Origin of the sequence: Polaromonas sp. CT11-55, assembly GCF_047303325.1 — a bacterium.
Classification (GTDB): Bacteria; Pseudomonadota; Gammaproteobacteria; order Burkholderiales; family Burkholderiaceae_C; genus Polaromonas.
The window spans coordinates 311,758-336,949 of record NZ_JBKBEX010000004.1 but is presented as its reverse complement, the minus strand read 5'-3'; the positions used below and the strand labels follow the sequence as shown (position 1 = coordinate 336,949).

The window sequence follows — 25,192 nt, the reverse complement described above, 5'->3', positions numbered from 1 at the left end:
GGGCTAGACGCGGGTGGTCTTGTAGTAGCGCTGGACGTGTTCCGAGAGGCTGTAGCCGCCGCCTTTTTCAGGGGCCGGCTTGGGCGCCGGGAGTTCGGCCTGTAGGGCTGGTGCGCCGGGCAGGGCCACGACGGCTGCAGCGGCCGCGCCCGTGGCGGCGGCACCGAAAAAGAATCCCCGTCGCGAGGGTTTTGGCTGGCTGTCCTGCATGGTGTTCTCCAGGGGAAGGCTTGCTCGGTATGCAACCGTTTGCATAGTACTGTACGTCAGAGGGCCCCTTGCCACAATGGCTTGTCCGACTCAATCCGGGGGGCTAGGGAAAACGATAGGCTATCTTATGATCGCGCCGCCACGGGCTGTCTCATATTGAGAAAACATTCGCCCCTGCGAGCGGCACACCCTCAGGCCAGCATGTCAAAGCCCTGCGCCTCGACGCTCGCGAAGGTCTGCGTGAAGGTCGCCAGCGCCGCGTAAAAGCGCGCCTTGGGGTGTTGCGCGATGGCCTCGCACATCAGCGGCAGCCAGGGCTGCAGGTGGCGCGCGAAAAACTCGCGCTGCCGCGTGAGGTTGGCCACGGCCACATCGTCGCCGGCGATCAGGTAGCGCATGACTTCGCAGAGGTAGGCCACATGGTCTTCGGTCTCGGGCATGGCCTCGTCGCGCGCCAGGCCCAGTGCCGCGAGTTCGGTGCGCAGGGCGGCCAGCGGTTTTTCGTTGAGGAAACCGCTGAGGTAATGAGAACCAAAGAGGTACAGCTCGGGCTTGCCCACGCCGCCGAACAGCGCATCGTGCTCCTGGGCGGTGGCCTCCCGGCTTTGCGCGCGCGCCGCGGCCACCAGTTCGCCCCAGGAGCTTTCCAGCAGCGCGCCTTCGGCGGGCGCGGCCGTCACGGCGACCCGCAGGTTTTCATAGAGCTCGGCCGACGGCGCGGCGTAATACAGCGCGGCCAGCAGGCCATAGACCTCGGCGCGCGCGGTTTCTTCGTCCAGGGTGGTGGCGGTCAGGGAGGCTGGCGTCATGCGTGGCGTCTTACGTCTTGTTCTAGCGAATGTCGGTGATCTTGACTTCGTTCTCGGCGGAATACAGGTCGATGACGCGGCAGTCGCCGCACATCTTGAGGCGGTCGGCCGCGGCGCCCTGGAACATCGCATGGCCGGCCAGCTTGCCCAGCATGGACTCTATGGCCTTGAGCGTGCCGAAGGGCTTGGCGCAGCGTATGCAGTGGTAGGGCGGGCTTTCGTTCAGCACCCTCGCCTCCTTGCGCTGCGGGCCCAGCAGCAATCGCGGCTGCAGCGTGATCGCGTCCTCGGGGCAGGTGGTGGCGCACAGGCCGCACTGCACACAGTTTTTCTCGATGAACTTGAGCTGCGGGCGGTCCGGGTTGTCCTGCAGCGCGCTGGCCGGGCAGGCGCTCACGCAGCTCAGGCACAAGGTACAGCTGTCGGCATTGACCAGCAGGCTGCCGAAGGGCGAGCCTTTGGCGGGCAACGCAATCGCTTCGGGCAGCGCAGCCGGCGCCTGCTGGATCAGGTGGTCCAGCGCCATGTCCAGCGTGCTGCGCTTTTCCTGGGCGACGGCAAAGCGCGCCGGGGCGGCGGGCACGGCGGGCCGGTTGCGGGACAGGGCCTGCAGGCCGTTGTCCAGGCCGGCGACGTCGGCGGCTTGCGCGCGCAGCAAATGGAAGTGAACGCCCGCATAGCCCAGGCCGTTCAAAAGCGCTTGCGCCACGCGCATCTGACCCGTGAGGCCTTCGAGATAAGCCGGGGCTTCCTCGTCGGTCACCAGCACCGCGACTTGCGAAGCGCCAAAGGCAATGGCGCTGAGCCAGAGGTCCAGGCCCAGGCTGGCCGTGTGCCACAGCGCCTGCGGGATCACGTTGGCCGGCACGCCGCGCACGGTTTTTTGCAGGCGCGCGGCGCGGCCCAGGGCTTCAACGGCTTGCTGGCCGCTGCCCTGGCTGTGGAACAGCAACACCGGCTGCGTGCCGCCGGCCTTGGCATAGGCCGACAGCAAGGTCTTGAAGCGCACGCCCTGCTCGCTCGCGCGCGGATAAGCATAAGTGAGCGCCCCCGTCGGGCACACCGTAGTGCAGGCGCCGCAACCCACGCAGAGGTTGGGGTTGACGACGATCTGCTGGCGCTTTTTCTCGCTGCTGACGGCGCCGGCTGAGCAGATGTCTATGCAGGCATTGCAGCCCACGGTGTCGTTGCGGCTGTGGGCGCAGAGCTTTTGTTTGTAGGCAAAAAATTTGGGCTTCTCGAACTCACCCACCATGTCGCGCAGCTTGAGCACGGTGGCCGGCAGGCCGGGCGAGGCCAGGCCGGCTGAGGCATCCTGCGCGAAATAGCCTTGCGGCGGCGCATGCAGCGTGAACAGCGGTTTGACGCCCAGGTCCAACACCAGGTCAAAGGCTTCGGTGAGGCTTTGCGGCGCGCGGTTGAAGTCGATCGCGCCGGCCACTTTGCAAACGGCCGTGCAGTCGCGGTGCGACGTGCATTTGGCGCTGTCGACCTGGTAGCTCAGGTCTATGGCGCCTTCCGGGCACACGGCCACGCAGGCATTGCAGCGTGTGCAGAGGTCCAGGTCTATGGGGTTGGTCTTATCCCAGCTCGCTTCAAACGCGCCCAGCCAACCTTTGAGCGCAAGCCGCTCGCCGCTGATCACCGGGTATTGCCGCTCCTGCGCGGGAAGACTGCCAGGAAGACCGGCCTGCGCGCCAGCGGAAACGCCCTGCGCGAAGATGGTCACCTCCAGGGTGTCGGCCAGCAATGCGGCCACCTGCTCGGCCTGGTCCAGCGGGCCGACGATGAGCAAACGGCCGGCGCTCTTGTAGGTCACCGTGGCCACGGGCTCGGCATCGGGCAACTGGGCTGCGGCCAGCAACGCCGCGATCTTGGGGCCGGCGCTGGAAGCGTCCTTGCTCCAGCCGCCGGTCTCGCGGATATTGACGAACTTGACGACTGAAGTCGCGCCCTGGGTTTGCGAGCCGACTTCAGCGAACAGACGCTTTTCCTGGGTGCAGGCGACCACCACGTCGTTGCCCGATTGCACGGCCTTCTGGAAAGCCCCGGCTTCGCGCCGGCACAGCGCCGAATGCAGCGTCAGGCTCTCATTGAGGGCCTCGCCCAGCGCCTGGGGCTGGAGCGGCATGGTCTGGTTGCAGTCGCAAATCAGTGTGGGCATGGTCTGGTTGGCTACCGGCCACGGGGGGCTCGGGTTGGCTGGTCTCTGCGGGCCCGGCCGGCTCGGGAGGAGCTATGTCCGGGTTTTCATAGGAGGACTGTGCCACGGTTTCATCCGTGGGGTTATTGGCGCTTTCCCGCGAGGCGGCGGCCGCTTCGTCCTTGTCCTTGCTTTTCTCGGCGTCCTCCTCATCGTCAAACAGCTTGAGGAACTTCGCGCTGGCCATCTGCCGCAGCATGGACTCGGGAATCGGCTCGAACTTGGAGTAATCGTCGATGTAAGTGTCCAGCCCGTCCATCACATTGAAGTGTGGGTCGGCAAAGAGTTTTTTCATGGCCGCGTTGCGCACCTCGGGGCTCACGTTACCGGCCATAAAAGGCTTGAAGTCGGAATCGCGGGTCAGCAGCCTGGCATCGTCCAGCGTCAGCACTTTGGGGGGCGAGGCATCAGCCGGCGCGGCTTCCACAACCGGCTGCGCCTGGACAGGTGCGGCAGGCGGCACAGTCCCAGCCGGGGCAGCGGAGGCAGCAGCGGCCGCCGGTTCATCCAAAGCCTTGCCCTGGCGCGCTTCCTCTTTGCGGCGCGCCCAGCGGCCCAGGAAACCGCTGGGTTCATCCGCCATGGTTACCTCCGCCGTTTTTTTTGCCCGTACTCACACTCGCGGGATTGCCGAAGCGGTCGCTCAGCGGCCTGAAGCTTTGCGGGCGTTGCCGGCGCTTGGGCTCAGCCACATGGTGTTTGTCGACGAACTCGCGCAGCCACGATACGACCTCGGGCGGCGCGGGCACCTGCTCCACGGTTTCCTGCGCGTCCAGCCAGCGGCCGGCATCGTGGTAGCTCAGTGTCACGGTCTGGGGCACGGCAATCGGCTCGCCGGCCAGCAGCGCTTCTTCCTCCATGCGCCACAGCACCCAGAAGCAGGGCTGGTCGGTGCTGGCGTTGAGGTAATAGCCTTCGGCGTCGTCGGTGAACAGCTCAACCGCAAAGCCCGGGTGCAGCCAGCGCTCCTCGCGCTCGTCTTTGAGCAGCAGCCGCGGCGCGGCGCCGAAGCCGTCTTCATGCGGCACCACGTCGGCCAGTACCCAGCGCCAGGGCTGCCAGCGGTTGTTGATGTGTTCGCGGCGCATGACGACAGCCACCGCCGTGCAGGGCCGGGGCATGGCGGCGTCTGTTTCGGGGGAACGCAGCTGGAAGTCGGACATGCCCGCAGTGTACGGCGGGCTTTTGCCTTTGCGGCAATAACCCTAGCGGGCGGCCGTCCCTTCGCCATAACCCTGGATGGCCGAGGCCTGGCCGCCGCGGCGTATCGCGACGGCGCAGTACTTGAATTCCGGGATCTTGCCGAAGGGGTCCAGCGCGGCATTGGTCATCAAATTGGCCGCCGCCTCGTAATAGGCGAAAGGAATGAAGACCGCGCCGTGCGGCGTGCCGTCGTCGCGCCGCACATGGATGGCGACCTGGCCGCGGCGCGACTGCACGGTGATCACGTCGCCGGCCTGCAAGCCCAGTTCCGCGAGGTCGTCGCCGCACAGCGAGGCCGTGGCCATGGGTTCGATCGCATCGAGCACCGTGGCGCGCCGCGTCATGCTGCCGGTGTGCCAGTGCTCGAGCTGCCGCCCGGTGATCAGCACAAAGGGGAAGTCCGCGTCGGGCCGCTCGTTGGCCGGGATGATGTCGGCAGGGACCAGATGGACACGCCCGTCGTTGGTGGCGAAGCGGTCTATGAAGACGGTGGGCGCGCCGGGGTCGTCTTCGCTCAGGCAGGGATAGGTCACGCTGGACTCGCGTTGGAGCCGCTCCCAGCTGATGCCCGAGATCGCCGCGTGCATGGCCTGGCGCATTTCCTCGTAGACGGCCGCCACGCCCGAATGCTCGCCGGCATAGTTCCAGCTGAGGCCCATGCGTTGCGCGATCTGCTGGATGATCCAGAGGTCGGGTTTCGCTTCGCCGGGCGGTGTGATGGCTTGCTTGCCCAGCTGCACCATGCGGTCGGTGTTGCTGACCGTGCCGGTTTTTTCGGGCCAGGCGGTGGCCGGCAGCACCACGTCGGCGAGCCAGGCGGTTTCGGTCATGAAGATGTCCTGCACCACCAGGTGCTCCAGGCTGGCCAGCGCATGGCGCGCGTGATTGAGGTCGGGGTCGCTCATGGCCGGGTTCTCACCCATGATGTACATGCCGCGTATCTTGTGCGGGTCGCTGTCGGGCGCGAGTGCCTTGTGCATGATCTCGACCACGGTGTAGCCGGGCTTTTCGTCCAGTGGGGTGTCCCAGAATTTCTCGAACCAGGCATGCGCGCCGGCGTTGTCCACGCGTTGGTAGTTGGGGAACATCATCGGGATCAGGCCCGCGTCGCTGGCGCCCTGCACATTGTTCTGGCCGCGCAGCGGGTGCAGGCCTGAGCCAGGCTTGCCGATCTGGCCGGTCACCGTGACCAGCGCGATCAGGCAGCGCGCGTTGTCGGTGCCGTGCACGTGCTGGCTGATGCCCATGCCCCACAAAATCATCGCGCCCTTGGCCTTGGCGAATTCCCGCGCCACCTCGCGCAGGGTTTGCGCCGGGATGCCGCAGATGGGCTCCATGGCTTCGGGGCTGTAGCCCTTGACGTTTTCTTTCAAGGCCTCGTAATTGCTGGCGCGCTTGCTGATGAAGTCCTGGTCGGCCAGGCCTTCGTCGATCACGGTGTGGATCAGCGCGTTGAGCATGGCCACGTCGGTGTCGGCCTTGAACTGCAGGGTGCGCCAGGCGTGTTTGCCGAGGTCGGTGACACGCGGGTCGGCCAGCACGATTTTTGCGCCGTTCTTGACGGCGTTCTTCATCCAGGTGGCGGCCACCGGGTGGTTGGCCGTGGGGTTGGATCCGATCACAAAGATCAGGTCCGAATGCTCCACGTCGTTGACCTGGTTGCTGACCGCGCCCGAGCCCACGCCCTCGAGCAACGCCGCGACGCTGGAGGCATGGCACAGACGTGTGCAATGGTCCACATTGTTGGAGCCGAAGCCGGTGCGCACCAGTTTCTGGAACAGATAGGCCTCTTCATTGCTGCCCTTGGCCGAGCCGAAGCCGGCCAGGGCTTTTTTGCCGTGCGTGTCGCGCAGGCCCTTGAGGCTGCCGGCGGAAAGCGCGAGCGCCTCTTCCCAGGTCGCTTCGCGGAACACTTCGGACCAGTCGGCGCTGTCGCGGTTGAGGTTTTGCAGCGCCTCGGGGTCTTTGCCCACGCCGGCCTTGCGTATCAGCGGCACCGTCAGGCGTTGCGGGCTGTGCGCATAGTCGAAGCCGAAGCGGCCCTTGACGCACAACCGCGAATGGTTGGCCGGGCCGTCGCGCCCGTCCACGCTGACGATCTTGTTGTCCTTGACGTTGTAGGTCAGCAGGCAGCCGACGCCGCAGAAGGGGCAGACCGAGTCGACCTTTTTATCAACCACCTGCGAGCCGACCTGGGATTTGGGCATGAGCGCGCCCGTGGGACAGGCCTGCACACATTCGCCGCAGGCCACACAGGTGCTGTCGCCCATGGGGTCGTTGAGGTCGAACACAATCTCGCTGTGCGAGCCGCGCATGGCGTAGCCGATCACGTCGTTGACCTGCTCCTCGCGGCAGGCGCGCACGCAGCGGTTGCACTGGATGCAGGCGTCCAGGTTGACCGCCATGGCGGGGTGCGAGACGTCGGCCGCGGGCTGCTCGCGGCGCAGGGCTTTGAGCGCGGGGCGCACCTGCACCTCCATGCGGTCCGCCCATTCGCTGAGTTCGCCGTGCTGCAGCGACTCGTCTTTTTCATTCCATTTGTAGCCGGTGTCGGGCATGTCCGACAGCAGCATCTCCAGCACCATCTTCTGGCTCTTGAGCGCGCGTTCGCTTTGGGCCTGCACCTCCATGCCGGCCGTGGCGCTGCGGCAGCAGCTGGGGGCCAGCGTGCGCTCGCCCTTGACCTCGACCACACAGGCGCGGCAGTTGCCGTCGGGCCGCAGGCCGTCCTTGTAGCAAAGATGGGGGATGTCCACGCCGTGGCGCGCGGCGGCCTTGAAGATGGTTTCGCCTTCGTAGGCATGGATGCTCTTGCCGTCGAGCTTGAACTCCACGGTTTGCGGCAGCACTTCAGCAAGTTTGGCGGGGGCGTTCATGCCGCAGCTCCGATCTCATGCGGGAAATATTTCTGGATGCTGCGCACCGGGTTGGGCGCGGCCTGGCCCAGGCCGCAGATGGAGGCGTCGGTCATCACGATGTTGAGGTCTTCCAGCGTGTCGCCGTCCCAGTGCTCGGCCTGCATCAGCTGCGCGGCCTTGGCCGTGCCGACGCGGCAGGGCGTGCACTGGCCGCAGCTTTCATGTTCAAAGAACTTCATCATGTTGAGGGCGGCGTCGCGCGCGCGGTCCTGATGGCCCAGCACCATGACGGCGGCCGAGCCTATGAAACAACCATAAGGCTGCAGGGTGTCGAAGTCCAGCGGGATGTCGCCCAGGGACGCCGGCAGGATGCCGCCCGAGGCGCCGCCGGGCAGGTAAGCGTAAAAGTCGTGGCCCTCGGCCATGCCGCCGCAGTATTCGTCTATCAGCTCGCGCACCGTGATGCCGGCCGGCGCCAGCTTGACACCGGGGTTCTTGACGCGCCCGCTCACGCTGAAGCTGCGCAGGCCCTTGCGGCCGTTGCGACCGAAGCCGCTGAACCACTGCGGGCCTTTTTCAACGATGTCGCGCACCCAGTACAGGGTCTCGAAGTTGTGTTCCAGCGTGGGCCGGCCAAAAAGGCCCACCTGCGCGATGTAGGGCGGGCGCATGCGCGGCTCGCCGCGTTTGCCTTCTATGCTTTCGATCATCGCGGACTCTTCACCGCAGATGTAGGCGCCCGCGCCGCGCCGCAGCTCGATCAGCGGCAGCTCGCAGGGCGGGTCGGCGCGCAGTTTGTCGAGTTCAGCCTGCAGGATGGCGCGGCAGTCGTGGTATTCGTCGCGCAAATAGATGTAGCAGGCCTCCACGCCCACCACCTGGGCCGCGACCAGCAGGCCCTCAAGGAAGCGGTGCGGGTCGCGCTCAAGGTAGGTGCGGTCCTTGAAGGTGCCGGGCTCGCCCTCGTCGATGTTGACGGCCATCAGGCGCGGCGCAGGCTGCTCGCGCACGATGCGCCATTTGCGGCCGGCCGGAAAGCCCGCGCCGCCCAGGCCGCGCAGGCCGGAGTCTTCCATGGCCTTGATGATGCGCTCGGCGTCTTCCTCGCCGTTGACCACCGCTGCGGCCAGCGCATAACCGCCGTGTTCGCGGTACAGCGCGTAGCCGGTGTAAGCGGGCGCGGCGCCCGTGCCGGCGCCGGTCACGCTGTGTTCGGCGAAATCGGCTGCGACGAAGGGGACGGCGGCCTGCGCCATGCCGCCAGGGGCTTGCACATCGCCAACGGCGGAAACCACAGCCTGCGGCGTCGCAAAAGGTACGGCCTGCTGGTGCACCGCGACGGCGGGCGCCTGCTCGCAGCGGCCTATGCAGGGCGCGGCGACCACACGCACGTCCTGGCTTCCAAGCAGCGCCGGCAAGCGGGCCAGCAAATCCTGCGCGCCGGCCAGTTCACAGGCCAGGCCGTCGCAGACCCGCACCGTGAGGCCGGGGGCCTTGCCGTCGCCGCGAATCACTTCAAAGTGGTGATAAAAAGTCGCGACCTCGTAGACCTCGGCCATGGGGATGTTCATCTCCTTGGCCAGCGCCACCAGGTGCCTGTCGTGCAGGCAGCGGTAAGCGTCGTTGAGCGCGTGCAGGTGCTCGATCAGCAGGTCGCGCCTGTGGCCGGCTTCGGGCCGCGCGCCTATCAGCGCGCGCACCTCGTCCAGCGATGCATCGTCCGCCTGGCGCCCCTTGAGTTTGCTTTTGCGGCGTATGCGCTCGCGCATTTCGTCGACCGTTGCGACGGCAACGGCCTTGACTTCGGGACTGCGACCAGGATGGTTCATTGTTGGCTGGGCCGGCGTCCCCGCCTCAGGCGCGGGGACGGCTTGGCTTGAAACGAAATAATCTGTGAATCAATAAAACAAGGAAAGCTCAGGCAAAAAACTTGGCAACGCTTTGCAAGGTGCGGTAGATGCCCCAGGCCAGCGGAATGCCCACCGCGAGCCAGGCCAGCACCACCACCACGGGGCTGACCGTGCCGCCGTTACCGTTGCCGCCATTGGCGCGGTGCAGTTCGGAGGCCACGGCTTTTTCATGGGCCAGGCGTTTTTCTTCGGCGAGCTCGCTGTCGGTCATGAACCACTTGGGGTTCAGCGGACGCACCAGCAGGTTGCAGATCAATCCCACCACCAGCATGCCCACCAGGATGTACATGGTCTGGTTGTACACCTGCTCGCGCGGAATGCCCAGCCCCAGCTGGTATTCGCGCATGTAATTCACCACCACCGGGCCCAGGATGCCGGCCGTGGCCCAGGCCGTCAGCAGGCGGCCGTGGATGGCGCCCACCATCTGGGTACCGAAGATGTCAGCCAGGTAGGCCGGCACGGTGGCAAAGCCGCCGCCGTACATGCTCAAAATGACGCAGAAGGCGCCGACGAACAGCAGAATGCTGCCGGCCGCCGCGCTGCCCGGCACGCTGAAATACAGCACGCCGCCCAGCACAAAGAAGACCACATAGGTCATCTTGCGGCCCAGCTTGTCGGACAGGCTGGCCCAGAAGAAGCGGCCGCCGATGTTAAAGAGGCTCAGCAGCGCGGTAAAGCCGGCGGCCACGGTGGCGATGGCGGCCAGTTGCGCCTTGTCGAGTTCGCCGAACTTCTTGGCCACGCCGATCAGCGAGCCGCCGAACACTTCCTGCAACATGGGCGAGGCCATGCCGATCACGCCGATGCCGGCGCTCACGTTCATGCACAGCACCATCCAGATCAGCCAGAACTGGGGAATACCCCAGACTTTTTTCACATGCACATGGCGCTGCGTGATCATGGTGTTGGTGGCAGCGGGCGGTGGCGTCCAGCCTTCAGGCTTCCAGCCGGTTTCGGGCACGCGGTAGCCAAAGGCGCCGGCCATCATGAAGACGAAGTACACAACGGCCATGACGACAAAGGTCTGCATCACGCCCACGCTGGTCGGCGTGGCGAAATACTTCATGAGGTCGGCCGCGAGGGGCGAACCTATCATCGCGCCGCCGCCAAAGCCCATGATGGCCATGCCGGTGGCCATGCCGCGGCGGTCGGGGAACCACTTGATCAGCGTGGAGACCGGCGAGATGTAGCCCAGCCCCAGGCCCACGCCGCCTATGACGCCGGAACCCAGGATCATGAGCCAGAACTGGTGCAGGTAAATGCCCAGGGCCGAGATCAGCATGCCGCCGCACCAGCAGACGGCCGACACCACGCCGGCCTTGCGCGGGCCGGCACGTTCCAGCCAGCCGCCCCAGGTCGCCGCGGAAATGCCCAGCAGCACGAAAAACAGGGTGTACATCCAGCCCAGCGTGGAGATTTTCCAGTCGCAGCTGGTGGTGAACAACTCGGCGATAAAGCCGACCTCAGGGCCGCATTTGATGGATTCCTTGATGCCCAGCGCCTTGGACAGCGGCAGCCAGAACACCGAAAAACCATAGGCCATGCCTATGCACAGGTGGATCGCCAGGGCGGCGGGAGGCACCAGCCATCGGTTGAAGCCGGGGCCGGCAATGATGCGCTCTTTATCGAGGAATCCAGACATGTCTTTTTATCTCCGTGTTATGGCTTATTGGTATTTCCCACCCTGAACGAGTGCGCGAAGTGTCGCGGCCGCACGGCAACACGGTCAAATTGAATCGGGACATATGTCGATTCAAAAACTAAATGGCCCCCACGGTCGCGCACTTCGTGTCGCTCCCTGCCCCCCGAGGGGGCCGCTGCGCCTGCGGCCCGGCAAAGCCGGTTCCGCGGCCCCGGCTGATTTGGGGAACCCCCTTCTACGTGTGGAGCGGAGCGCTAGACGCTCAGCAAGCCGCTATGCGCGGCGGCGTGGCGCAGCCAGCCGGCGTCCTGGGCCAGGGCCAGGGCGGCTTCGAGGGTGCGCGAGGGGTCGCCGCCCTGGGCCATAAAGCCTATGGTGGTGCGCACCTCGGGGCTGACCAGGGGCAGGGCTTCGAGTTCGCGGTAGCCGCGCACCGCGCCCACCAGTGCGCCTGGCATGACCGTGCAGACATTGCCCTCGGCCACCGACAGCGCCAGCGTGAGGATGGAGTTGGTCTGGATGACGGGCTCGCAGGCCTCGCCGGCTTCCTGGAAGGCCTTGTCGACGATGGTGCGGTTGTGCATGTCGCGCGTGAGCAGGCACAGCGGGTGTTTGGCGGCTTCGGCCCAGGTGATCTTGGGGCCGATCTGCATCTGGTCCTTGCTGGCCTTGGCGGCGCGGCGCACGAAAAAATAGTGTTCGGTGTACTGCTTGATCTGGCGCAGGCTGGGCCCGTTGGCGCGCAGCCGGTCGGTGTAGCCCAGGCCCATGTCCAGCGCCAGGCTTTCCAGGCCCGCCTCCAGTTCGTTGGAACTCATGGAGCGCACCGTGGGCGAGATGCCCGGGTAGCGCGCCTGCAGCAGCGCGCAAAAGCGCGCTGCCACCGGCATGGCGGTGGGCACTGCCCCTATGGCCAGGCTCCCCTGCGGCTTGCCGATGCCGCTGTCGAGCTCCTGCTGCAGCAGCTCGCGCTCATGCAGCATGCGCTGGGCGCTGAGCAACACGCGCTCGCCTTCGGGCGTGAAGCCTTCGAAATTGCGCCCGCGCCGCACGATGACGGTGCCGAACTCCCGCTCCAGCGCGCGCAGCGCATTGGACAGCGCCGGCTGCGTGATGTGGCAGGCCTGGGCCGCGCGGCCGAAATGTTTGTGCTCGTCGAGCGCGGCCAGGTAACGCAGGGATGCCAGCAGGTTCATGGGGCGCTGCGCCTGGGCGGTTTCAGGTGTTCTTGCTGATGGTGATGGTCGGGAACTTGGCGGAGAAGTCTTTGGACTTGGCCGCCACGGTGACGGCCATCTTGCGCGCCACGGCCTTGTAGATGCCGGCGACCTCACCGTCCGGGTCGGCCACCACGGTGGGCCGGCCGTTGTCGGCCTGCAGGCGTATCTGCATGTCCAGCGGCAGCGCGCCCAGGTAGTCCATCTTGTAGTCGGCCGCCATTTTTTTGCCGCCGCCCTCGCCGAAGATGTGCTCGGCATGGCCGCAGTTGCTGCAGATGTGCACCGCCATGTTCTCGACGATGCCCAGGATGGGCACGCCGACTTTTTCGAACATCTTGATGCCCTTTTTGGCGTCCAGCAGCGCGATGTCCTGCGGCGTGGTGACGATGACGGCGCCCGTCATGGGCACGCGCTGCGACAGCGTGAGCTGGATGTCGCCGGTGCCGGGCGGCATGTCGACGATCAGGTAATCCAGGTCTTTCCAGTTGGTCTGGCGCAGCAGCTGCTCCAGCGCCTGGGTGGCCATGGGGCCGCGCCAGATCATGGCCTCGTCCTGGGCCACCAGGAAACCTATGGACATGACCTGGATGCCATAGTTCTCCATGGGCTCCATGTTCTTGCCGTCCACGCTCTCGGGCCGGCCTTCTATGCCCATCATCATGGGCTGGCTGGGGCCGTAGATGTCGGCGTCGAGCAGGCCCACGCTGGCGCCCTCGGCGGCCAGGGCCAGGGCCAGGTTGACGGCGGTGGTGCTCTTGCCGACGCCGCCCTTGCCGGAGGCGACGGCGATGATGTTCTTGACGTTGGGCAGCAGTTGCACGCCGCGCTGCACGGCGTGGCTGGCAATCTTGACCGCGACATTGACCGAGACGTTGCCGGCGCCGGGCACGGCCTTGACGGCGGCGATCAGGCTTTTGCGCAGGCCGGCGACCTGGCTTTTGGCCGGGTAGCCGAGTTCGATGTCAAAGGACACGTCGCTGCCGCTGATCTGCAGGTTTTTCAGGGCCTTGGTGCTGACAAAGTCCTTGCCGGTGTTGGGATCCAGCACGGCTTGCACGGCGTTCAGGACGGCCTGTTGGTCCAGGGACATGGGGAAATACTCCGTTGAATCTGTCAAATGGGGCGGCGCTCTGGCGGCGGCGGGGGTTGGGCTGAAGTCTAACGCCGTGGCGGCGCCCACTGGGGTCATGGGGACTTGGCGGGGCGGCATGAGGGCCAAGCGACTTAAAATTGCGGGTTAGCCCTCATTAAGCCCAAAAAAGATCCCTATGTCCCAGCGCCGCCTGTTTGTCACAACCGCCCTGCCCTATGCCAACGGCAATTTCCATATCGGCCACATCATGGAATACATCCAGGCCGACATCTGGGTGCGTTTCCAGCGCATGCAGGGCCATGCGGTGAACTTCGTGGGCGCCGACGACACCCACGGCGCGCCCATCATGATCGCCGCCGAAAAGGCCGGCAAGACACCGCAGCAGTTCGTGGCCGATATCGCCGCGGGCCGCAAGCCCTACCTGGACGGCTTTCATATCAGCTTTGACAACTGGCATTCGACCGACGCGCCGGAAAACCACGAACTGGCAAAGCAGATTTACCGTGACCTGCGCGACAACGCCCAAGGGTCGCTGATTGAAACCAAGACCATCGACCAGTTCTTTGACCCTGAAAAGAACATGTTCCTGCCGGATCGCTTTATCAAAGGCGAGTGCCCGAATTGCCATTCGAAAGACCAGTACGGCGACAACTGCGAGGTCTGCGGCGCCGTGTACGCGCCCACCGACCTGATCAACCCCTATTCAGCCCTGTCAGGCGCCAAGCCGGTGCTCAAAAGCTCGGAGCATTTTTTCTTCAAACTGTCGGACGAGCGCAGCGTCAAGTTTCTGGAAGACTGGATTGACGGCAACAATGCCAACGGCAAGCCCCGCCTGCAGCCCGAAGTGGCGAACAAGGTCAAGGAGTGGTTTTCCGTCCGGACCAACGCCGACGGCACGAAGAGCGAAGGCCTGGGCGACTGGGACATCAGCCGCGATGCACCCTACTTCGGCATTGAAATCCCCGATGCGCCGGGCAAATACTTTTACGTGTGGCTGGATGCACCTGTCGGCTACCTGGCCTCGCTCAAAAACCTGCTGGGCAAGCGTGGTGAAAACTACGACGCCTACATGGCCGACCCCGACCTGGAGCAGATCCACTTCATCGGCAAAGACATCGTCACCTTCCACACCCTGTTCTGGCCCGCCATGCTGCACTTCAGCGGCCGCAAGACGCCCGACAACGTGTTTGTGCACGGCTTCCTCACCGTGAACAACGGCGAGAAGATGAGCAAGAGCCGCGGCACCGGCCTGGACCCGCTTAAATACCTGAGCCTGGGCATGAACCCCGAATGGCTGCGCTACTACCTGGCCGCCAAGCTCAATGCGCGCAACGAGGACATCGACTTCAACGCCGACGACTTCATGGCCCGCGTCAATAGCGACCTGGTGGGCAAGTACATCAATATCGCAAGCCGCGCGGCGGGCTTCATCAGCAAGCGCTTTGCCGGCCAGCTCGGCGAGGTGTCGGCCGACGGCGCTGCGCTGCTGGATGCCTTGCGCGCCGCGAAGGACGTGATCGCGCCGCTCTATGAAAGCCGCGAATTCGCCAAGGCCTTGCGTGAAACCATGCTGCTGACGGACCGGGTCAACGCCTATGTGGACCAGAACAAGCCCTGGGAACTCGCCAAGCAGGCCGGCATGGACGCGCGCCTGCAGGACGTCTGCACGGTCTGCATAGAAGCCTTCCGCCTGCTGACGATTTATTTGAAGCCCGTGCTGCCCGCCCTGGCCGCGCAGGTCGAAGACTTCCTGAAAGTGCAGCCGCTGAATTTTTCGGACGCGGGCAGCATGCTGGGCAAGGGGCACGTGATCGGCGATTACAAGCACCTGATGCAACGCGTGGACGTCAAGCAGCTCGACGCGCTGTTCGAGCCGCCACCCCAGGCCGAAGCCGCGCCGGCCGCGCGCGCGGACCTGCCGGGCGGTGAGGCTTTGGCCCCCGCCATCACGATCGACGACTTCGCCAAGGTCGATTTGCGCATTGCCAAAATCGTCAGCTGCGAGGCGGTGGAAGGCTCGACCAAGCTGCTGCGCCTGACGCTGGATGCCGGCGAAGGCCGCATGCGCAATGTGTTCAGCGGCATCGCCTCGGCCTACAAACCCGAGGACCTGGTCGGCAAGCTGACGGTGCTGGTGGCCAACCTGGCGCCGCGAAAAATGAAGTTCGGCATCAGCGAAGGCATGGTGCTGGCCGCCAGCCATGCTGACGAAAAAGCCCAGCCCGGCATTTATGTGCTGGAACCCCTGCCGGGCGCAACGCCGGGCATGCGCATCCACTGAGCCAAAGGCGGCCGGCCTCAGGCTTCAGCCGGCCACCGCGTTGATAAAACGCAAGCCGGTGCCGGAGCGGCCCGACAGCTCCCTGAGCACGTTGCCCATGGCGTGCAGCAGCTGCTCGGCATCGGGCGCGTTGAAAGGCGCCTCGGCCACGGCGATCCTGAACTGCAGCATGGTGCCCGGCGGCAGGCTGGGGCTGTCGGCCAGGCCCCGGGCGATCAGGCGCTGCGCAATCTGCGTGAGTTCGTCGCGCCTGAGGTGGCCCTGCAGGATCAGTAAAAAATCGCCGTCGCGGTGGCGTGCCACAGTGTCACCGTCACTCGCCACGCCGGCTACGCAGGCACCGGCCTGCACTACCGCGCTTTGCGCCGCTTCCATGCCGTAGTCCTGGCGGATATCGATGGCGTTGCCCAGCCGCACACGCATCACCGCACCCGCGCCGGGGTCGCGCCGCTGGCGCACCAACAGGGCGTCCAGCCGCTGCAGCAGCACGCGGTGGTTGCCCAGCCCGGTCAAGGGGTCGACCCGTGTGAGGGCACCGACACGGGCCTGGTTGTCGCGCTTTTCGCGGCTGCGCAGGTACAGGGCCACCAGCAGCAGCAGAATCTCGAAGGCTGCCCCTATCTGCGCGCCGTACTGCGTGGCGATGCCCAGCGGCAGCATGGCCTGCGTGCGCAGGATGGGAAAAATCGACCCTACCGTCAGGCAGACCATGGCGGCCAGCACCCACAGGCCGACCATGGGCCGGCGCCAGACATACCAGCCGGCCACGCTGAGGTAGACAGCCATGCTGCCCAGGTAATAAGGCGTGGCCAGGTTGAAGGAGGACTTGTTGCCCATCACCAGGAAAGCCGTGAGAATGCCCGCGCCGAGCACCGTCATCAGCAGCAGGCCGCGCGACAGCCAGGGCGCGTCGCGGTCGACCACCATCTGGCGCAAAAACAGGTGCAGCAGCGCGGCGGTGGCCAGCGTCAGGGCGACCGGCGCGCTGTCATTCCACCAGGCGTTGCCCGGCCAGAGAAACTCGCCGGCCAGCCCGGTCAATGACAGCTGGCCAGCGGCCACCACCAGCACGTAGCCGGCGAAAAAAAGATGGATGCTGTCGCGCCAGGAGGCGGTGTGCAGCGCGCTCATCAGCGCGATCAGCAGGACCAGCCCGATGTACACCCCGAGCAACAGGTGCGACTCCTTGGACTGTTCATGAAAGCTCTCCGGGTCGGACAGCTCCCAGGGCACACTGATGGGGTAGTTATGCGCCACCCTCAGGTAGCTGGCCTGGGTTTCGCCGGGCTGCAGCAGGAGCTCGAAGGCCGGCGTCAGATGGCGCACCGGCCACTGCGCGACAGGCACCGCGTCGCCGGACCGCTCCACTTGCCACACTCCGCCCGGCGCCGGCCGGTAGAGGTCCACGCTGTCCATATTGGGGTGGGGAATGGTGAGCATCAGCGGCGTGGGCGCGGCGACCGCCGGCAGGGCCAGGCGGTACCACAGTGCCGCCCCGCCCCCGGTGGGCATGATCTCGCTGGACTGAACGGCACGCCCTTCACCGGCATCAAACTTGCTGCGAACCTGCTCGAAAGTGAAGGTACCCGCGCTGTCCACCAGCACTTGGCCTTCACCCAGGACGCCGCGCCCGGGCTTGAAGGGGGCAGGCACCATGGCCGCGGGGCTTGCGGCGGGATTCTCGACGGGGGAAAGCGCCCCTGCCGGGGGAGCGGGGGGTTCTTGCGCCACAGCCATGGCGTGTGCCAGCAGCAGCGCCGCCAAAGCGGCCGCCCGCTGCGGCAGGCGCCATCCGGGCATCGACGAAAAACCGAAAAAACCGGGCAATCACTTCTCCAGGAAAAGCACGCTGGGACAGTCAGGAACCAGGTGCCGTGAAGCCCCAAAGCTTATCCAGTCCGCGAAAGGCTGTAAAAGTAAGTACTTTGACCTAATACATCTATTCACTGTAACCAGCCTTTACATTGCCGGCAATGGAAAAATGTCACGCCAAGGACTTCTCGGCGGCATATGCCTGGCACCACAATCAAAGCCCATGCACCTGCCCGCCTACCTTGCGCCGTTTCGCCCCCGCCTGCTTTCAGCACTCGCCGGCTACACGCGTGAACGGTTCTTGAAAGACGCCGGAGCGGGCCTCACCGTCGGCATCGTGGCCTTGCCTCTGGCCATGGCCTTTGCCATCGCATCGGGCCTCAAGCCCGAGGCCGGCATCTGGACCGCCATCATCGCCGGCGCACTGATCTCGGCGCTGGGCGGCTCGGCGGTGCAGATAGGCGGCCCCGCCGGCGCCTTTATCGTGATTGTCTACGGCATCCTGGAGCGCTACGGCCTGGCCAACCTGCTGATCGCCACCGCCTGCGCGGGCGTGCTGCTGTTCCTGCTGGGCCTGTTCAAGCTGGGCACACTGGTGCGCTATGTGCCGGTCAGCATCGTGGTGGGCTTTACCAACGGCATCGCAGTGCTGATCGCGTTGTCGCAGGCCAAGGATTTGCTGGGCTTGGTCGTGCCCAAGATGCCGGCCGATTTTTTTTCGCAGATCAAGGTCCTGGGCAGCCACCTGGACAGCTTCAACCCCTATGCGCTGGGCCTGGGTCTGGCCAGCCTGCTGGGCCTGTTCGTCTGGCCCCGGCTGTTCGGCACGCAGGCGCGCGTTGCGGGCGGTTTTTTCACCATGCGCCTGATCCGGCTCATGCAGGCGGTCGAGGGTGTGCAGCTCAAGCGCGCCACGCGCATGGCCTCGCGCATGCCCGGCCCTATCGTGGCGCTGGTCACGCTGACGGCCTTTGCCTATTTCCTGGCCCTGCCGGTGGAAACCATAGGCACGCGCTTTCACGGCATTCCGCGCGCCCTGCCCGCGTTTGCCCTGCCCGACTTTTCATGGGCGACGGTGCGCCTGCTGGTGGCGCCCACCATCACCATCGCAATGCTGGGCGCTGTGGAGTCACTGCTGTGCGCGCGCGTGGCCGACCAGGTCTCGGGCCTGCCGCGCCACGACCCCAACCAGGAACTGATGGCCCAGGGCGTGGCCAACTTCGTCGTGCCCTTTTTCGGCGGCATGCCGGCCACCGGCACGATTGCCCGCACCGTGACCAATGTGCGAACCGGCGCCAGCTCGCCGGTCGCGGGCCTGGTGCATGCGCTCACGCTGGCCCTCATCGTGCTGGCGGCGGCGCCGCTGGCGGTGCATGTGCCGCTGGCCGTGCTCTCGGGCATATTGCTCTACGTGGCCTGGAACATGGGCGAGTGGCGCGAGTTCGCCCGCCTGCCCCAGGCCAGCAGCCACTACCGCCTCATCATGCTGGGCACGTTTTTCCTGACGGTGGTGTTCGACCTCACGGTGGCGCTGCAGGTCGGTCTGATCCTGGCCTGCGTGCTCTTCGTGCGGCGCATGAGCAGCCTGTTCCAGGTGGTCGAGGTCTCGCGCGACGCGGACTCGGCGAGCTTCCAGCTCTACGGTTCGCTGTTCTTCGGTGCGGTGGCCAAGCTGGACCCGATACTGAGCGTGGTGGAAAGCGCGCCCAAGGGCCTGGTGGTGCGGCTGGACGTTCAGTCCCTGCAGTCGCTGGACACCTCGGGGCTGGACGTGCTGGAGCAACTGCACAAGGCCATCGTGCTGCGCGGCGGCCGGCTGGTGATTGCAGGGCTCAATGCCCAGCCACTGGCCGTGATGGAGCGTTCGGGCTTTCTGGCAAAGATCGAGATGGTTTAGCCGGCCTTCAGCGTGTGCCGCCCGACGGACTGACACTTTCTTCATCCACCGAGGCCGTGCCCTTGACCTTGAGGTCGGCGTCAAACACCACCGTGAAGATGCGCGCCGTCGAAGGCGGGTTCAGGTAGCGCCAGTCGTAATGGGTCTCCTGCTTGAGCGCATAAGGCGTGACCTTCATGGGCTTGCCGAGCATCTTGCGTACCTGCTCCATGCGCATGCCGGGCAGCACTTTCTCGAAATTCTGCGGCGTGAGCACCTGCCGGAGCGCGCTCATCTTGCCGTCCGCCCCTATGGTGATCATGTAGTTGGCCTGGCCCTGCGGCTGGCGGTTGTATTCAAAGGTGCGCGCACCCGCCGCCGCGGCCGCGCCGGGCAAGGGCGTGTCGGCCATGTCGGCGGCATCCCAGATTTTTTCGGGCTCGCCGAAGCGGGCGCGCACATCGGCTTCGGTCGCCACGCCTTCTTCAAGTTCGGCGATGCGCTGCGGGTCGCAGCCCACCAGGCCCAGGACAAATGAGAGCAGACCCATACAGGCAAACATCCTTCTTGGTGAAAAAGCGGGCGACAACCCCTTTTGGGCCGGCAAAGAGGGCGAAAAGGGTGAAAACAAGGAAGGCATGGCAGACCCCGGTAAAATCAGCCCACTATACGTTTCAGGCAGTTTAGACCCCATGGCCCTCCTCAACTTCTTCCGCCGCTCCGACTACACCTCCGACACGACGCAGTTCATAGACCAGCTCAAGGCCAAAAAGCCCACGCTGGAGGCCGAGCAGCGCGCCGGGCGTGCCTTGCTGTGGGACAAGAACCTGAACCGCAGCGAACAGGCCGAGTATGGTGAGGCCCGCGTGCCCCAGCAGCCCTACGTCTACGGCACCAGCAGCCACCCCAACGGCAAATAAGGGCGCCACAGCCCTTCGCGACGCCCATAGCCGCTGCTTTTTTTCATGTCCCAGCCCCATTTCACGCCCGAACCCCAGGAACTGCCGCCGGCCGCCGGCCAGGCGCAGCCCGTGGCGGGCACGGACATGCCCGAAGTGATAGACCAGGTCGCGCTGGCGCGCCTGTACGGCGAGCCGCTGTTCGCGATGCCGCATGACCTGTACATCCCGCCCGATGCGCTGCAGGTTTTCCTCGAGGCCTTTGAAGGCCCGCTGGACTTGCTGCTCTACCTGATCCGCAAGCAGAATTTCAACATCCTCGACATCCCGATGGCGGCGGTCACGCGCCAGTACCTGACCTACGTCGACGAGATTCGCGCCACCAACCTGGAACTGGCGGCCGAATACCTGCTGATGGCCGCCATGCTGATCGAGATCAAGTCGCGCATGCTGCTGCCGCCCAAGAAGGTGGCCGAGGGCCAGGAGCCCGAAGACCCGCGTGCCGAGCTGGTTCGCCGCCTGCTCGAGTACGAACAGATCAAGCTGGCCGCCCACAAGCTCAACGAGGTGCCGCAGTTCGGCCGCGATTTCCTGCGCGCCCAGGTGTATGTCGAGCAATCGCTGCAGCCTCGCTTTCCCGACGTCAACGTGGTCGACCTGCAGGAAGCCTGGCGCGACATCGTCAAGCGTGCCCGCCTGGTGCAGCACCACGTCATCAGCCGCGAAGAACTCTCGGTGCGCGAGCACATGAGCATCGTGCTGCGCAAGCTGCAGGGCCGCAAGTTCCTGGAGTTCGAGGAGCTGTTCGACGCCGCGCGCGGCATGCCGGTGCTGGTGGTGACCTTTATCGCGCTGCTCGAGCTCTCCAAAGAAGGCCTGCTGGAAGTCACCCAGGCCGAGGCCTTCGCGCCCATTTACGTGCGCCTGGCTTACACGCCGGCCTGAACGGCCCCGGCTGCCGTGCAGCCGAATCTGCGGAGCCAGGCGGATTCAACGAAACCCACCGCAGACGGATGTGGTCAACAGGGTTTTTATTGAAATACTTTTAGATTTATAGGTTTTAGCGATTAACTTGCTAATTGGCAGCGTTGCGTCCTACTCTTTTCGAGAAGGCATCCGCGCAGGATGGGGCACAACTTAGGACTCCATGAAAACTGCGCGAGGATGCGCCCCTACACCCCGGGGTTTGAAAAAAGCCTTGCTTCCCTTGACAATGCTGGCGCTGAGCCAAGCCCTTCTGGCCCAGCAGCTCCCCGGTGCCGGCAGCCAGATTCAGCAGCTTCCTCCCGTTCCCGTTCCGCAGAAAGCGGCGCCGGAAATCAGGATTCAGGAAGGCACAGCACCTGGAAAGGCCGAACCCGGCACCGCCAAAATTTTGGTCAGAAGCCTGCAAGTCACGGGTTCACGTGTATTTTCCGAAGCCGAGCTTGTGGGCCTCACCGGCTTTGCTCCCAATACCGAGCTGACATTGGCCGAGTTGCAGGCCATGGCCGCCCGCATCACCGACCACTACCGGAAAAACGGTTATTTTGTCGCCCGGGCTTATCTGCCTGCGCAAAGCGTCAAGGACAACACCGTCACCATCGCAGTCAGCGAAGGCCAATACGGCAAGATCGTCCTGAACAACCAGACCCACCTGTCGGATGACCTGGTCCGAAACATCCTGAGTGGCGTCAACAGCGGCGATCCCATCACCAACGACACGCTCGAGAAGCGGCTGCTGCTGCTTTCGGACATTCCCGGGGTCAAGATCAAGTCAACACTGGTGCCCGGGGAAACGCCCGGCAGTTCCGACCTGCTGGTCGACATCACGCCAGGCCAGCGCATCAGCGGCAGCGTGGACGTGGACAACGCCGGAAACCGCTACACCGGCGAATACCGCCTGGGCGCCACGGTCAACATCAACAACCTGCTGGGCCAGGGCGACGTCGCCAGTTTTCGGGCGGTGACGTCGGGCTCGGGGCTGAACTACGGTCGCGCGTCCTACCAGCTTCAGTTGGGCAAAGCCACAGCGGGCGTGGCCTACAGCCGCCTCGCCTATAAACTGGGCAAGGAATTTACCCCCCTGCAGGCCAACGGCACGGCGGAAATTGCGAGCATCTACGCAAGCTATCCATTGATTCGCTCACGCAACACCAATCTGAACGCCGGCCTCAACTACGACCACCGGACCTTTCAGGACCGGGTGGATGTGGTCCCCTCGGTCGTCGACAAGAAGGCGAACGTCGTCACGGCAAGTCTCTACGGGAGCCACCTTGACAACCTGGGCGGTGGCGGAATGAACGCTTTTTCTCTGGGACTGTCTGCCGGCAACCTGGATATTGAAACGCCCGCTGCCCTGGCGGCCGATGCAACCGGTGCGCGCACCAACGGCTCCTACGGCAAGCTTGCTTTCGGTGCGAGCCGCCTGCAGCGCGTCACCGACACCCTTTCCTTTTACGCGGGCGTCAACGGACAACTGGCCTCCAAAAACCTGGACTCTTCCGAGAAGATGGTCCTGGGCGGCATGGATGGCGTCAGGGCCTATCCGCAGGGCGAAGCCTTTGGCGACCAGGGATTCATCGTCACCCTGGAAGCCCGCCTGCTGCTACCCAAGCCCGAGAGCGTGCCCGGCCAGTTTCACCTGATCGGCTTCGTTGACGGAGGCAGCGCCACCATCAACAAAAAACCGTGGGCGGCAGGCGACAACCACCGCAGCCTGGGCGCTTATGGCGTGGGGCTGACCTGGGGCGAGCCTGGCAATTTTGCGATCCGAACCTACTACGCACGCAAGCTGGGTGACACGGCGGCCACCTCTGCGCCGGACAAATCGGGCCGTTTCTGGATCCAGGCCATCAAGTATTTTTAATCGCGGCAGACCGAGCCACCCGTACCCAGCAAGCTTTTGAAAGACGCCTCATGAACCACATCTACAGAACCATCTGGAACGCCAGTTCCAGCGCCTTTGTCGCAGTCGCCGAAAACGCCAGCGGTCAGGGCAAACAAAATGCCTGCACCGCTACGGGCAGGGCGCGCCCTTGTTTTGCGGTCAATCTGCTGTCAGCGTGCCTGATGCTCGGGTTCGGCGGCGCTGCCCTTGCCCTGCCCACCGATGGCGTAGTTGCGGCCGGCTTGGCCACCATTTCCAGCACGACCTCTGCCACCACCATCAACCAGTTCACCGCCAACGCAGTCATCAACTGGCAAAGCTTTGGCATTGCAGCCGGGCAGAGCGTGCAATTCGTCCAGCCGGGCGCCAACTCCGTCGCACTCAACCGCGTGCTGGGGGCCGACGCCTCCAGCATTCTGGGAAACCTGTCGGCCAACGGGAAGGTCTTCCTGCTCAATCCCAACGGCATCCTGTTCGGCGGCGGCTCGCAGGTCAACGTCAGCGGGCTGGTCGCGACGACCATGAGCCTGAGCGACGCCAAATTCATGAGCGGTGACTACAGCTTCAGCCGCGCCGGCAACGGATCGGTAGTCAACCAGGGCACGATAAGCGCGGCGGACGGCGGGTATGTGGCACTGATGGGCAAAACAGTCGTCAACCAGGGGGTCATCACCGCTCGCCTGGGGAGCGTGGCGCTTGCAGGGGGCGAAGCGGCCACGCTCGACCTAGCCGGTGACGGCATGCTGCGCGTGTCCGTGGCACAAGGCGCTGTCAACGCGCTGGTGGAAAACGGCGGCATCATCCGCGCCGACGGCGGCAAGGTACTGATGACCACGCAGGCGGCGGGCGGCCTTCTTCATACTGCGGTAAACAACACCGGCGTCATCCAGGCGCAAACCATCGGAAGCCGCAACGGCACCATTTTGCTGCTCGGCGATATGGATTCCGGCACGATGAATGTGGCCGGCACGCTGGACGCCAGCGCACCGAACGGAGGTGACGGCGGCTTCATGGAAACCTCGGCCGGCACAGTAAGCATTGGGAGCGGGGTGCGCACGACAGCCGCTCCTTTCGGCCTGACTGGCACCTGGCTCATCGACCCTCAAAACTTCGTCATCGGCCTGGGTGGAAATTATTCCAATATTCAGCTTGGCTTTGACCTGGTCAACAGCAACATCACCATCGTCACGCCACCTGGGGTCGGTGAGGGAGATATTTTTGTCAACGGCCCAGTGACCTGGACCGCCGCCGGCGCCCCGACCACCTTGACACTCAACGCTGACCGTGACGTCAATATCAATTCGACGATAACGGCCACCAACGGCAATCTGGCCGTGTGCTGCGGACGCGACGTCAACGTGAATGCGGCCATTTCAGTGACCGACGCAAGCGTTTTGCTGTCCGCAGGCCGCAACGTGAACCAGAACGCGGCTATCACCATGGTCAGGGGCAACCTGGAGATGTGCGCGGCCAATGACGTCAACGTCAACGCCAAAATCGCGATGACCAATGGCAATGCCGACATCACCCGAAGCTTGGGCCTGCCCCTCGGCCTAACCCTGATCGCCGATACGGACGGAACGGGGCCGGGTGCTGCGGGAGGCACTGTGAACATGACCGTCACTGGCGCCAGTCGCCCGAGTATCACGGGCACAGCGGGGACCGCTGCACCGGTCACCATCAACTACAACCCGGTCTCGTACGCAGCGCCCACAGATTACTTGCCGAAGTTCATACTGGTCGACAGCACGCTGACCCAGCGCATGCTGGTGTTCCCTGAAGTCACCAAAACCTACGACGGAACCACCGCCGCCACCCTCGTGTCCCTGAAAGGGAATCCCGCGGGGGTCAGCCTGGTGGCAGATCCGGGCAGCACCGCCGTATTCAACAGCGCAGACCCGGGAACCGGGAAAACCGTGACCTTTACCGGCTACCGGCTGGTCGGTCCCAACGCTGCCCAATACGCACTGGCTACAACCTGTTGCGGGCCGATTGTCAGCAAGACCACCGGAACCATCGGTCCTGCGGCCCTTGTAACGCCTGGCGTTCTCGCGGCTCTTTCGGCCGCCAAACCTTTCATGGGCATGTCGTTGGTCGCCATGGCAGGTACGTTCCCCCTGGAGCTGATGCCCACACCCTACGCCAGCAACGACGATGTGTTCCTGGCACTGGCGGAAGAAAAAGAGGTGGTGCCGGTGGCCATTCCGCTCATCCCGCCCCAACCTTACGTCGCCCGGCGCTACGCCCCCAAACCGGAACGCAACTAGCCCATCAGGCCCAGACCCAGGCACACACCCGATGTCACTT

The 25,192-nt window shown here is 64.8% G+C and carries 18 protein-coding genes; 6 read left to right on the top strand and 12 right to left on the bottom strand.

Going from position 1 to position 25,192, the window contains the following annotated elements:
* Positions 1-3: 3 nt before the first annotated feature.
* From ACEN8I_RS06910 to apbC, 10 genes are all read right to left on the bottom strand, one after another.
* Entirely contained in the window at positions 4-210 is a 207-nt protein-coding gene (locus tag ACEN8I_RS06910) for a formate dehydrogenase (RefSeq protein ID WP_074578009.1), read from the bottom strand.
* A gap of 191 nt (positions 211-401) precedes the next feature.
* Complete coding sequence (locus tag ACEN8I_RS06905; RefSeq protein ID WP_413327576.1) at positions 402-1,019, bottom strand: molecular chaperone; 618 nt, start codon at positions 1,017-1,019, stop codon at positions 402-404.
* Positions 1,020-1,041: 22 nt separating this feature from the next.
* Positions 1,042-3,183: a 4Fe-4S binding protein gene (locus ACEN8I_RS06900; RefSeq protein WP_413327575.1), complete on the bottom strand. Its 2,142-nt coding sequence runs from the start codon at positions 3,181-3,183 to the stop codon at positions 1,042-1,044.
* Entirely contained in the window at positions 3,110-3,805 is a 696-nt protein-coding gene (locus ACEN8I_RS06895; protein WP_413327574.1) for a DUF3306 domain-containing protein, read from the bottom strand. The genes ACEN8I_RS06900 and ACEN8I_RS06895 overlap by 74 nt, the downstream gene beginning before the upstream one ends.
* Positions 3,795-4,385 (bottom strand): DUF3305 domain-containing protein, encoded by a 591-nt coding sequence (locus ACEN8I_RS06890; protein WP_413327573.1) that lies wholly within the window; start codon positions 4,383-4,385, stop codon positions 3,795-3,797. The genes ACEN8I_RS06895 and ACEN8I_RS06890 overlap by 11 nt, the downstream gene beginning before the upstream one ends.
* A 42-nt stretch (positions 4,386-4,427) precedes the next feature.
* Positions 4,428-7,301 (bottom strand): formate dehydrogenase subunit alpha, encoded by a 2,874-nt coding sequence (fdhF, locus tag ACEN8I_RS06885; RefSeq protein WP_413327572.1) that lies wholly within the window; start codon positions 7,299-7,301, stop codon positions 4,428-4,430.
* Positions 7,298-9,112: an NADH-ubiquinone oxidoreductase-F iron-sulfur binding region domain-containing protein gene (locus ACEN8I_RS06880; protein ID WP_413327571.1), complete on the bottom strand. Its 1,815-nt coding sequence runs from the start codon at positions 9,110-9,112 to the stop codon at positions 7,298-7,300. Before ACEN8I_RS06880 ends, fdhF begins: the two co-directional genes overlap by 4 nt.
* An 88-nt stretch (positions 9,113-9,200) precedes the next feature.
* Positions 9,201-10,835 (bottom strand): OFA family MFS transporter, encoded by a 1,635-nt coding sequence (locus ACEN8I_RS06875; protein ID WP_413327570.1) that lies wholly within the window; start codon positions 10,833-10,835, stop codon positions 9,201-9,203.
* Positions 10,836-11,089: 254 nt separating this feature from the next.
* Positions 11,090-12,031, bottom strand: a complete 942-nt coding sequence (locus ACEN8I_RS06870) for a LysR family transcriptional regulator (protein WP_413327569.1) — start codon at positions 12,029-12,031, stop codon at positions 11,090-11,092.
* A gap of 22 nt (positions 12,032-12,053) precedes the next feature.
* On the bottom strand, positions 12,054-13,145 hold the full coding sequence (gene apbC / locus ACEN8I_RS06865; RefSeq protein WP_074578002.1) for an iron-sulfur cluster carrier protein ApbC: 1,092 nt from the start codon (positions 13,143-13,145) through the stop codon (positions 12,054-12,056).
* Positions 13,146-13,323: 178 nt separating this feature from the next.
* Here apbC and metG point away from each other — a divergent pair, with 178 nt between their 5' ends.
* The gene (metG, locus tag ACEN8I_RS06860) at positions 13,324-15,429 is read left to right on the top strand and encodes a methionine--tRNA ligase (protein WP_413327568.1); all 2,106 of its coding nucleotides are present in this window, start codon (positions 13,324-13,326) and stop codon (positions 15,427-15,429) included.
* A 24-nt stretch (positions 15,430-15,453) separates the two neighbouring features.
* Here metG and ACEN8I_RS06855 read toward each other — a convergent pair whose 3' ends face one another.
* The gene (locus ACEN8I_RS06855; RefSeq protein ID WP_413327567.1) at positions 15,454-17,256 is read right to left on the bottom strand and encodes a 7TM diverse intracellular signaling domain-containing protein; all 1,803 of its coding nucleotides are present in this window, start codon (positions 17,254-17,256) and stop codon (positions 15,454-15,456) included.
* Positions 17,257-17,464: 208 nt separating this feature from the next.
* Between ACEN8I_RS06855 and ACEN8I_RS06850 the strand changes: the two genes are divergently transcribed.
* Positions 17,465-19,138, top strand: a complete 1,674-nt coding sequence (locus ACEN8I_RS06850) for a SulP family inorganic anion transporter (RefSeq protein ID WP_413327566.1) — start codon at positions 17,465-17,467, stop codon at positions 19,136-19,138.
* Between the two features lie 7 nt (positions 19,139-19,145).
* Here the strand turns inward: ACEN8I_RS06850 and bamE are convergent, their stop codons facing one another.
* The gene (gene bamE, locus ACEN8I_RS06845; protein WP_413327565.1) at positions 19,146-19,667 is read right to left on the bottom strand and encodes an outer membrane protein assembly factor BamE; all 522 of its coding nucleotides are present in this window, start codon (positions 19,665-19,667) and stop codon (positions 19,146-19,148) included.
* Positions 19,668-19,809: 142 nt separating this feature from the next.
* On the opposite strand from bamE, the gene ACEN8I_RS06840 reads away from it, so the two are divergent.
* The 4 genes from ACEN8I_RS06840 to ACEN8I_RS06825 all read left to right on the top strand — a co-directional run bounded on the left by ACEN8I_RS06840 (position 19,810) and on the right by ACEN8I_RS06825 (position 25,152).
* Entirely contained in the window at positions 19,810-20,037 is a 228-nt protein-coding gene (locus tag ACEN8I_RS06840; protein ID WP_413327564.1) for a DUF3460 family protein, read from the top strand.
* A gap of 45 nt (positions 20,038-20,082) precedes the next feature.
* The gene (locus ACEN8I_RS06835) at positions 20,083-20,961 is read left to right on the top strand and encodes a segregation and condensation protein A (protein WP_413327563.1); all 879 of its coding nucleotides are present in this window, start codon (positions 20,083-20,085) and stop codon (positions 20,959-20,961) included.
* A 430-nt stretch (positions 20,962-21,391) separates the two neighbouring features.
* A complete protein-coding gene (locus ACEN8I_RS06830; RefSeq protein ID WP_413327562.1) occupies positions 21,392-22,864 on the top strand; it encodes a ShlB/FhaC/HecB family hemolysin secretion/activation protein in 1,473 nt (490 codons plus the stop codon).
* 50 nt (positions 22,865-22,914) lie between these two features.
* Positions 22,915-25,152, top strand: coding sequence for a filamentous hemagglutinin N-terminal domain-containing protein (locus ACEN8I_RS06825; protein WP_413327561.1), 2,238 nt, complete (start codon positions 22,915-22,917; stop codon positions 25,150-25,152).
* The last annotated feature ends 40 nt before the right edge of the window (positions 25,153-25,192 follow it).

Coding starts and splice junctions, on each gene's coding strand:
- ACEN8I_RS06870 (WP_413327569.1), bottom strand. CDS start 12,031: ATGAACCTGCTGGCATCCCTGCGTTACCTGGCCGCGCTCGACGAGCAC.
- apbC (WP_074578002.1), bottom strand. CDS start 13,145: ATGTCCCTGGACCAACAGGCCGTCCTGAACGCCGTGCAAGCCGTGCTG.
- ACEN8I_RS06890 (WP_413327573.1), bottom strand. CDS start 4,385: ATGTCCGACTTCCAGCTGCGTTCCCCCGAAACAGACGCCGCCATGCCC.
- ACEN8I_RS06835 (WP_413327563.1), top strand. CDS start 20,083: ATGTCCCAGCCCCATTTCACGCCCGAACCCCAGGAACTGCCGCCGGCC.
- fdhF (WP_413327572.1), bottom strand. CDS start 7,301: ATGAACGCCCCCGCCAAACTTGCTGAAGTGCTGCCGCAAACCGTGGAG.
- ACEN8I_RS06850 (WP_413327566.1), top strand. CDS start 17,465: ATGCACCTGCCCGCCTACCTTGCGCCGTTTCGCCCCCGCCTGCTTTCA.
- ACEN8I_RS06910 (WP_074578009.1), bottom strand. CDS start 210: ATGCAGGACAGCCAGCCAAAACCCTCGCGACGGGGATTCTTTTTCGGT.
- bamE (WP_413327565.1), bottom strand. CDS start 19,667: ATGGGTCTGCTCTCATTTGTCCTGGGCCTGGTGGGCTGCGACCCGCAG.
- ACEN8I_RS06905 (WP_413327576.1), bottom strand. CDS start 1,019: ATGACGCCAGCCTCCCTGACCGCCACCACCCTGGACGAAGAAACCGCG.
- ACEN8I_RS06900 (WP_413327575.1), bottom strand. CDS start 3,183: ATGCCCACACTGATTTGCGACTGCAACCAGACCATGCCGCTCCAGCCC.
- ACEN8I_RS06875 (WP_413327570.1), bottom strand. CDS start 10,835: ATGTCTGGATTCCTCGATAAAGAGCGCATCATTGCCGGCCCCGGCTTC.
- ACEN8I_RS06840 (WP_413327564.1), top strand. CDS start 19,810: ATGGCCCTCCTCAACTTCTTCCGCCGCTCCGACTACACCTCCGACACG.
- metG (WP_413327568.1), top strand. CDS start 13,324: ATGTCCCAGCGCCGCCTGTTTGTCACAACCGCCCTGCCCTATGCCAAC.
- ACEN8I_RS06825 (WP_413327561.1), top strand. CDS start 22,915: ATGAACCACATCTACAGAACCATCTGGAACGCCAGTTCCAGCGCCTTT.
- ACEN8I_RS06895 (WP_413327574.1), bottom strand. CDS start 3,805: ATGGCGGATGAACCCAGCGGTTTCCTGGGCCGCTGGGCGCGCCGCAAA.
- ACEN8I_RS06880 (WP_413327571.1), bottom strand. CDS start 9,112: ATGAACCATCCTGGTCGCAGTCCCGAAGTCAAGGCCGTTGCCGTCGCA.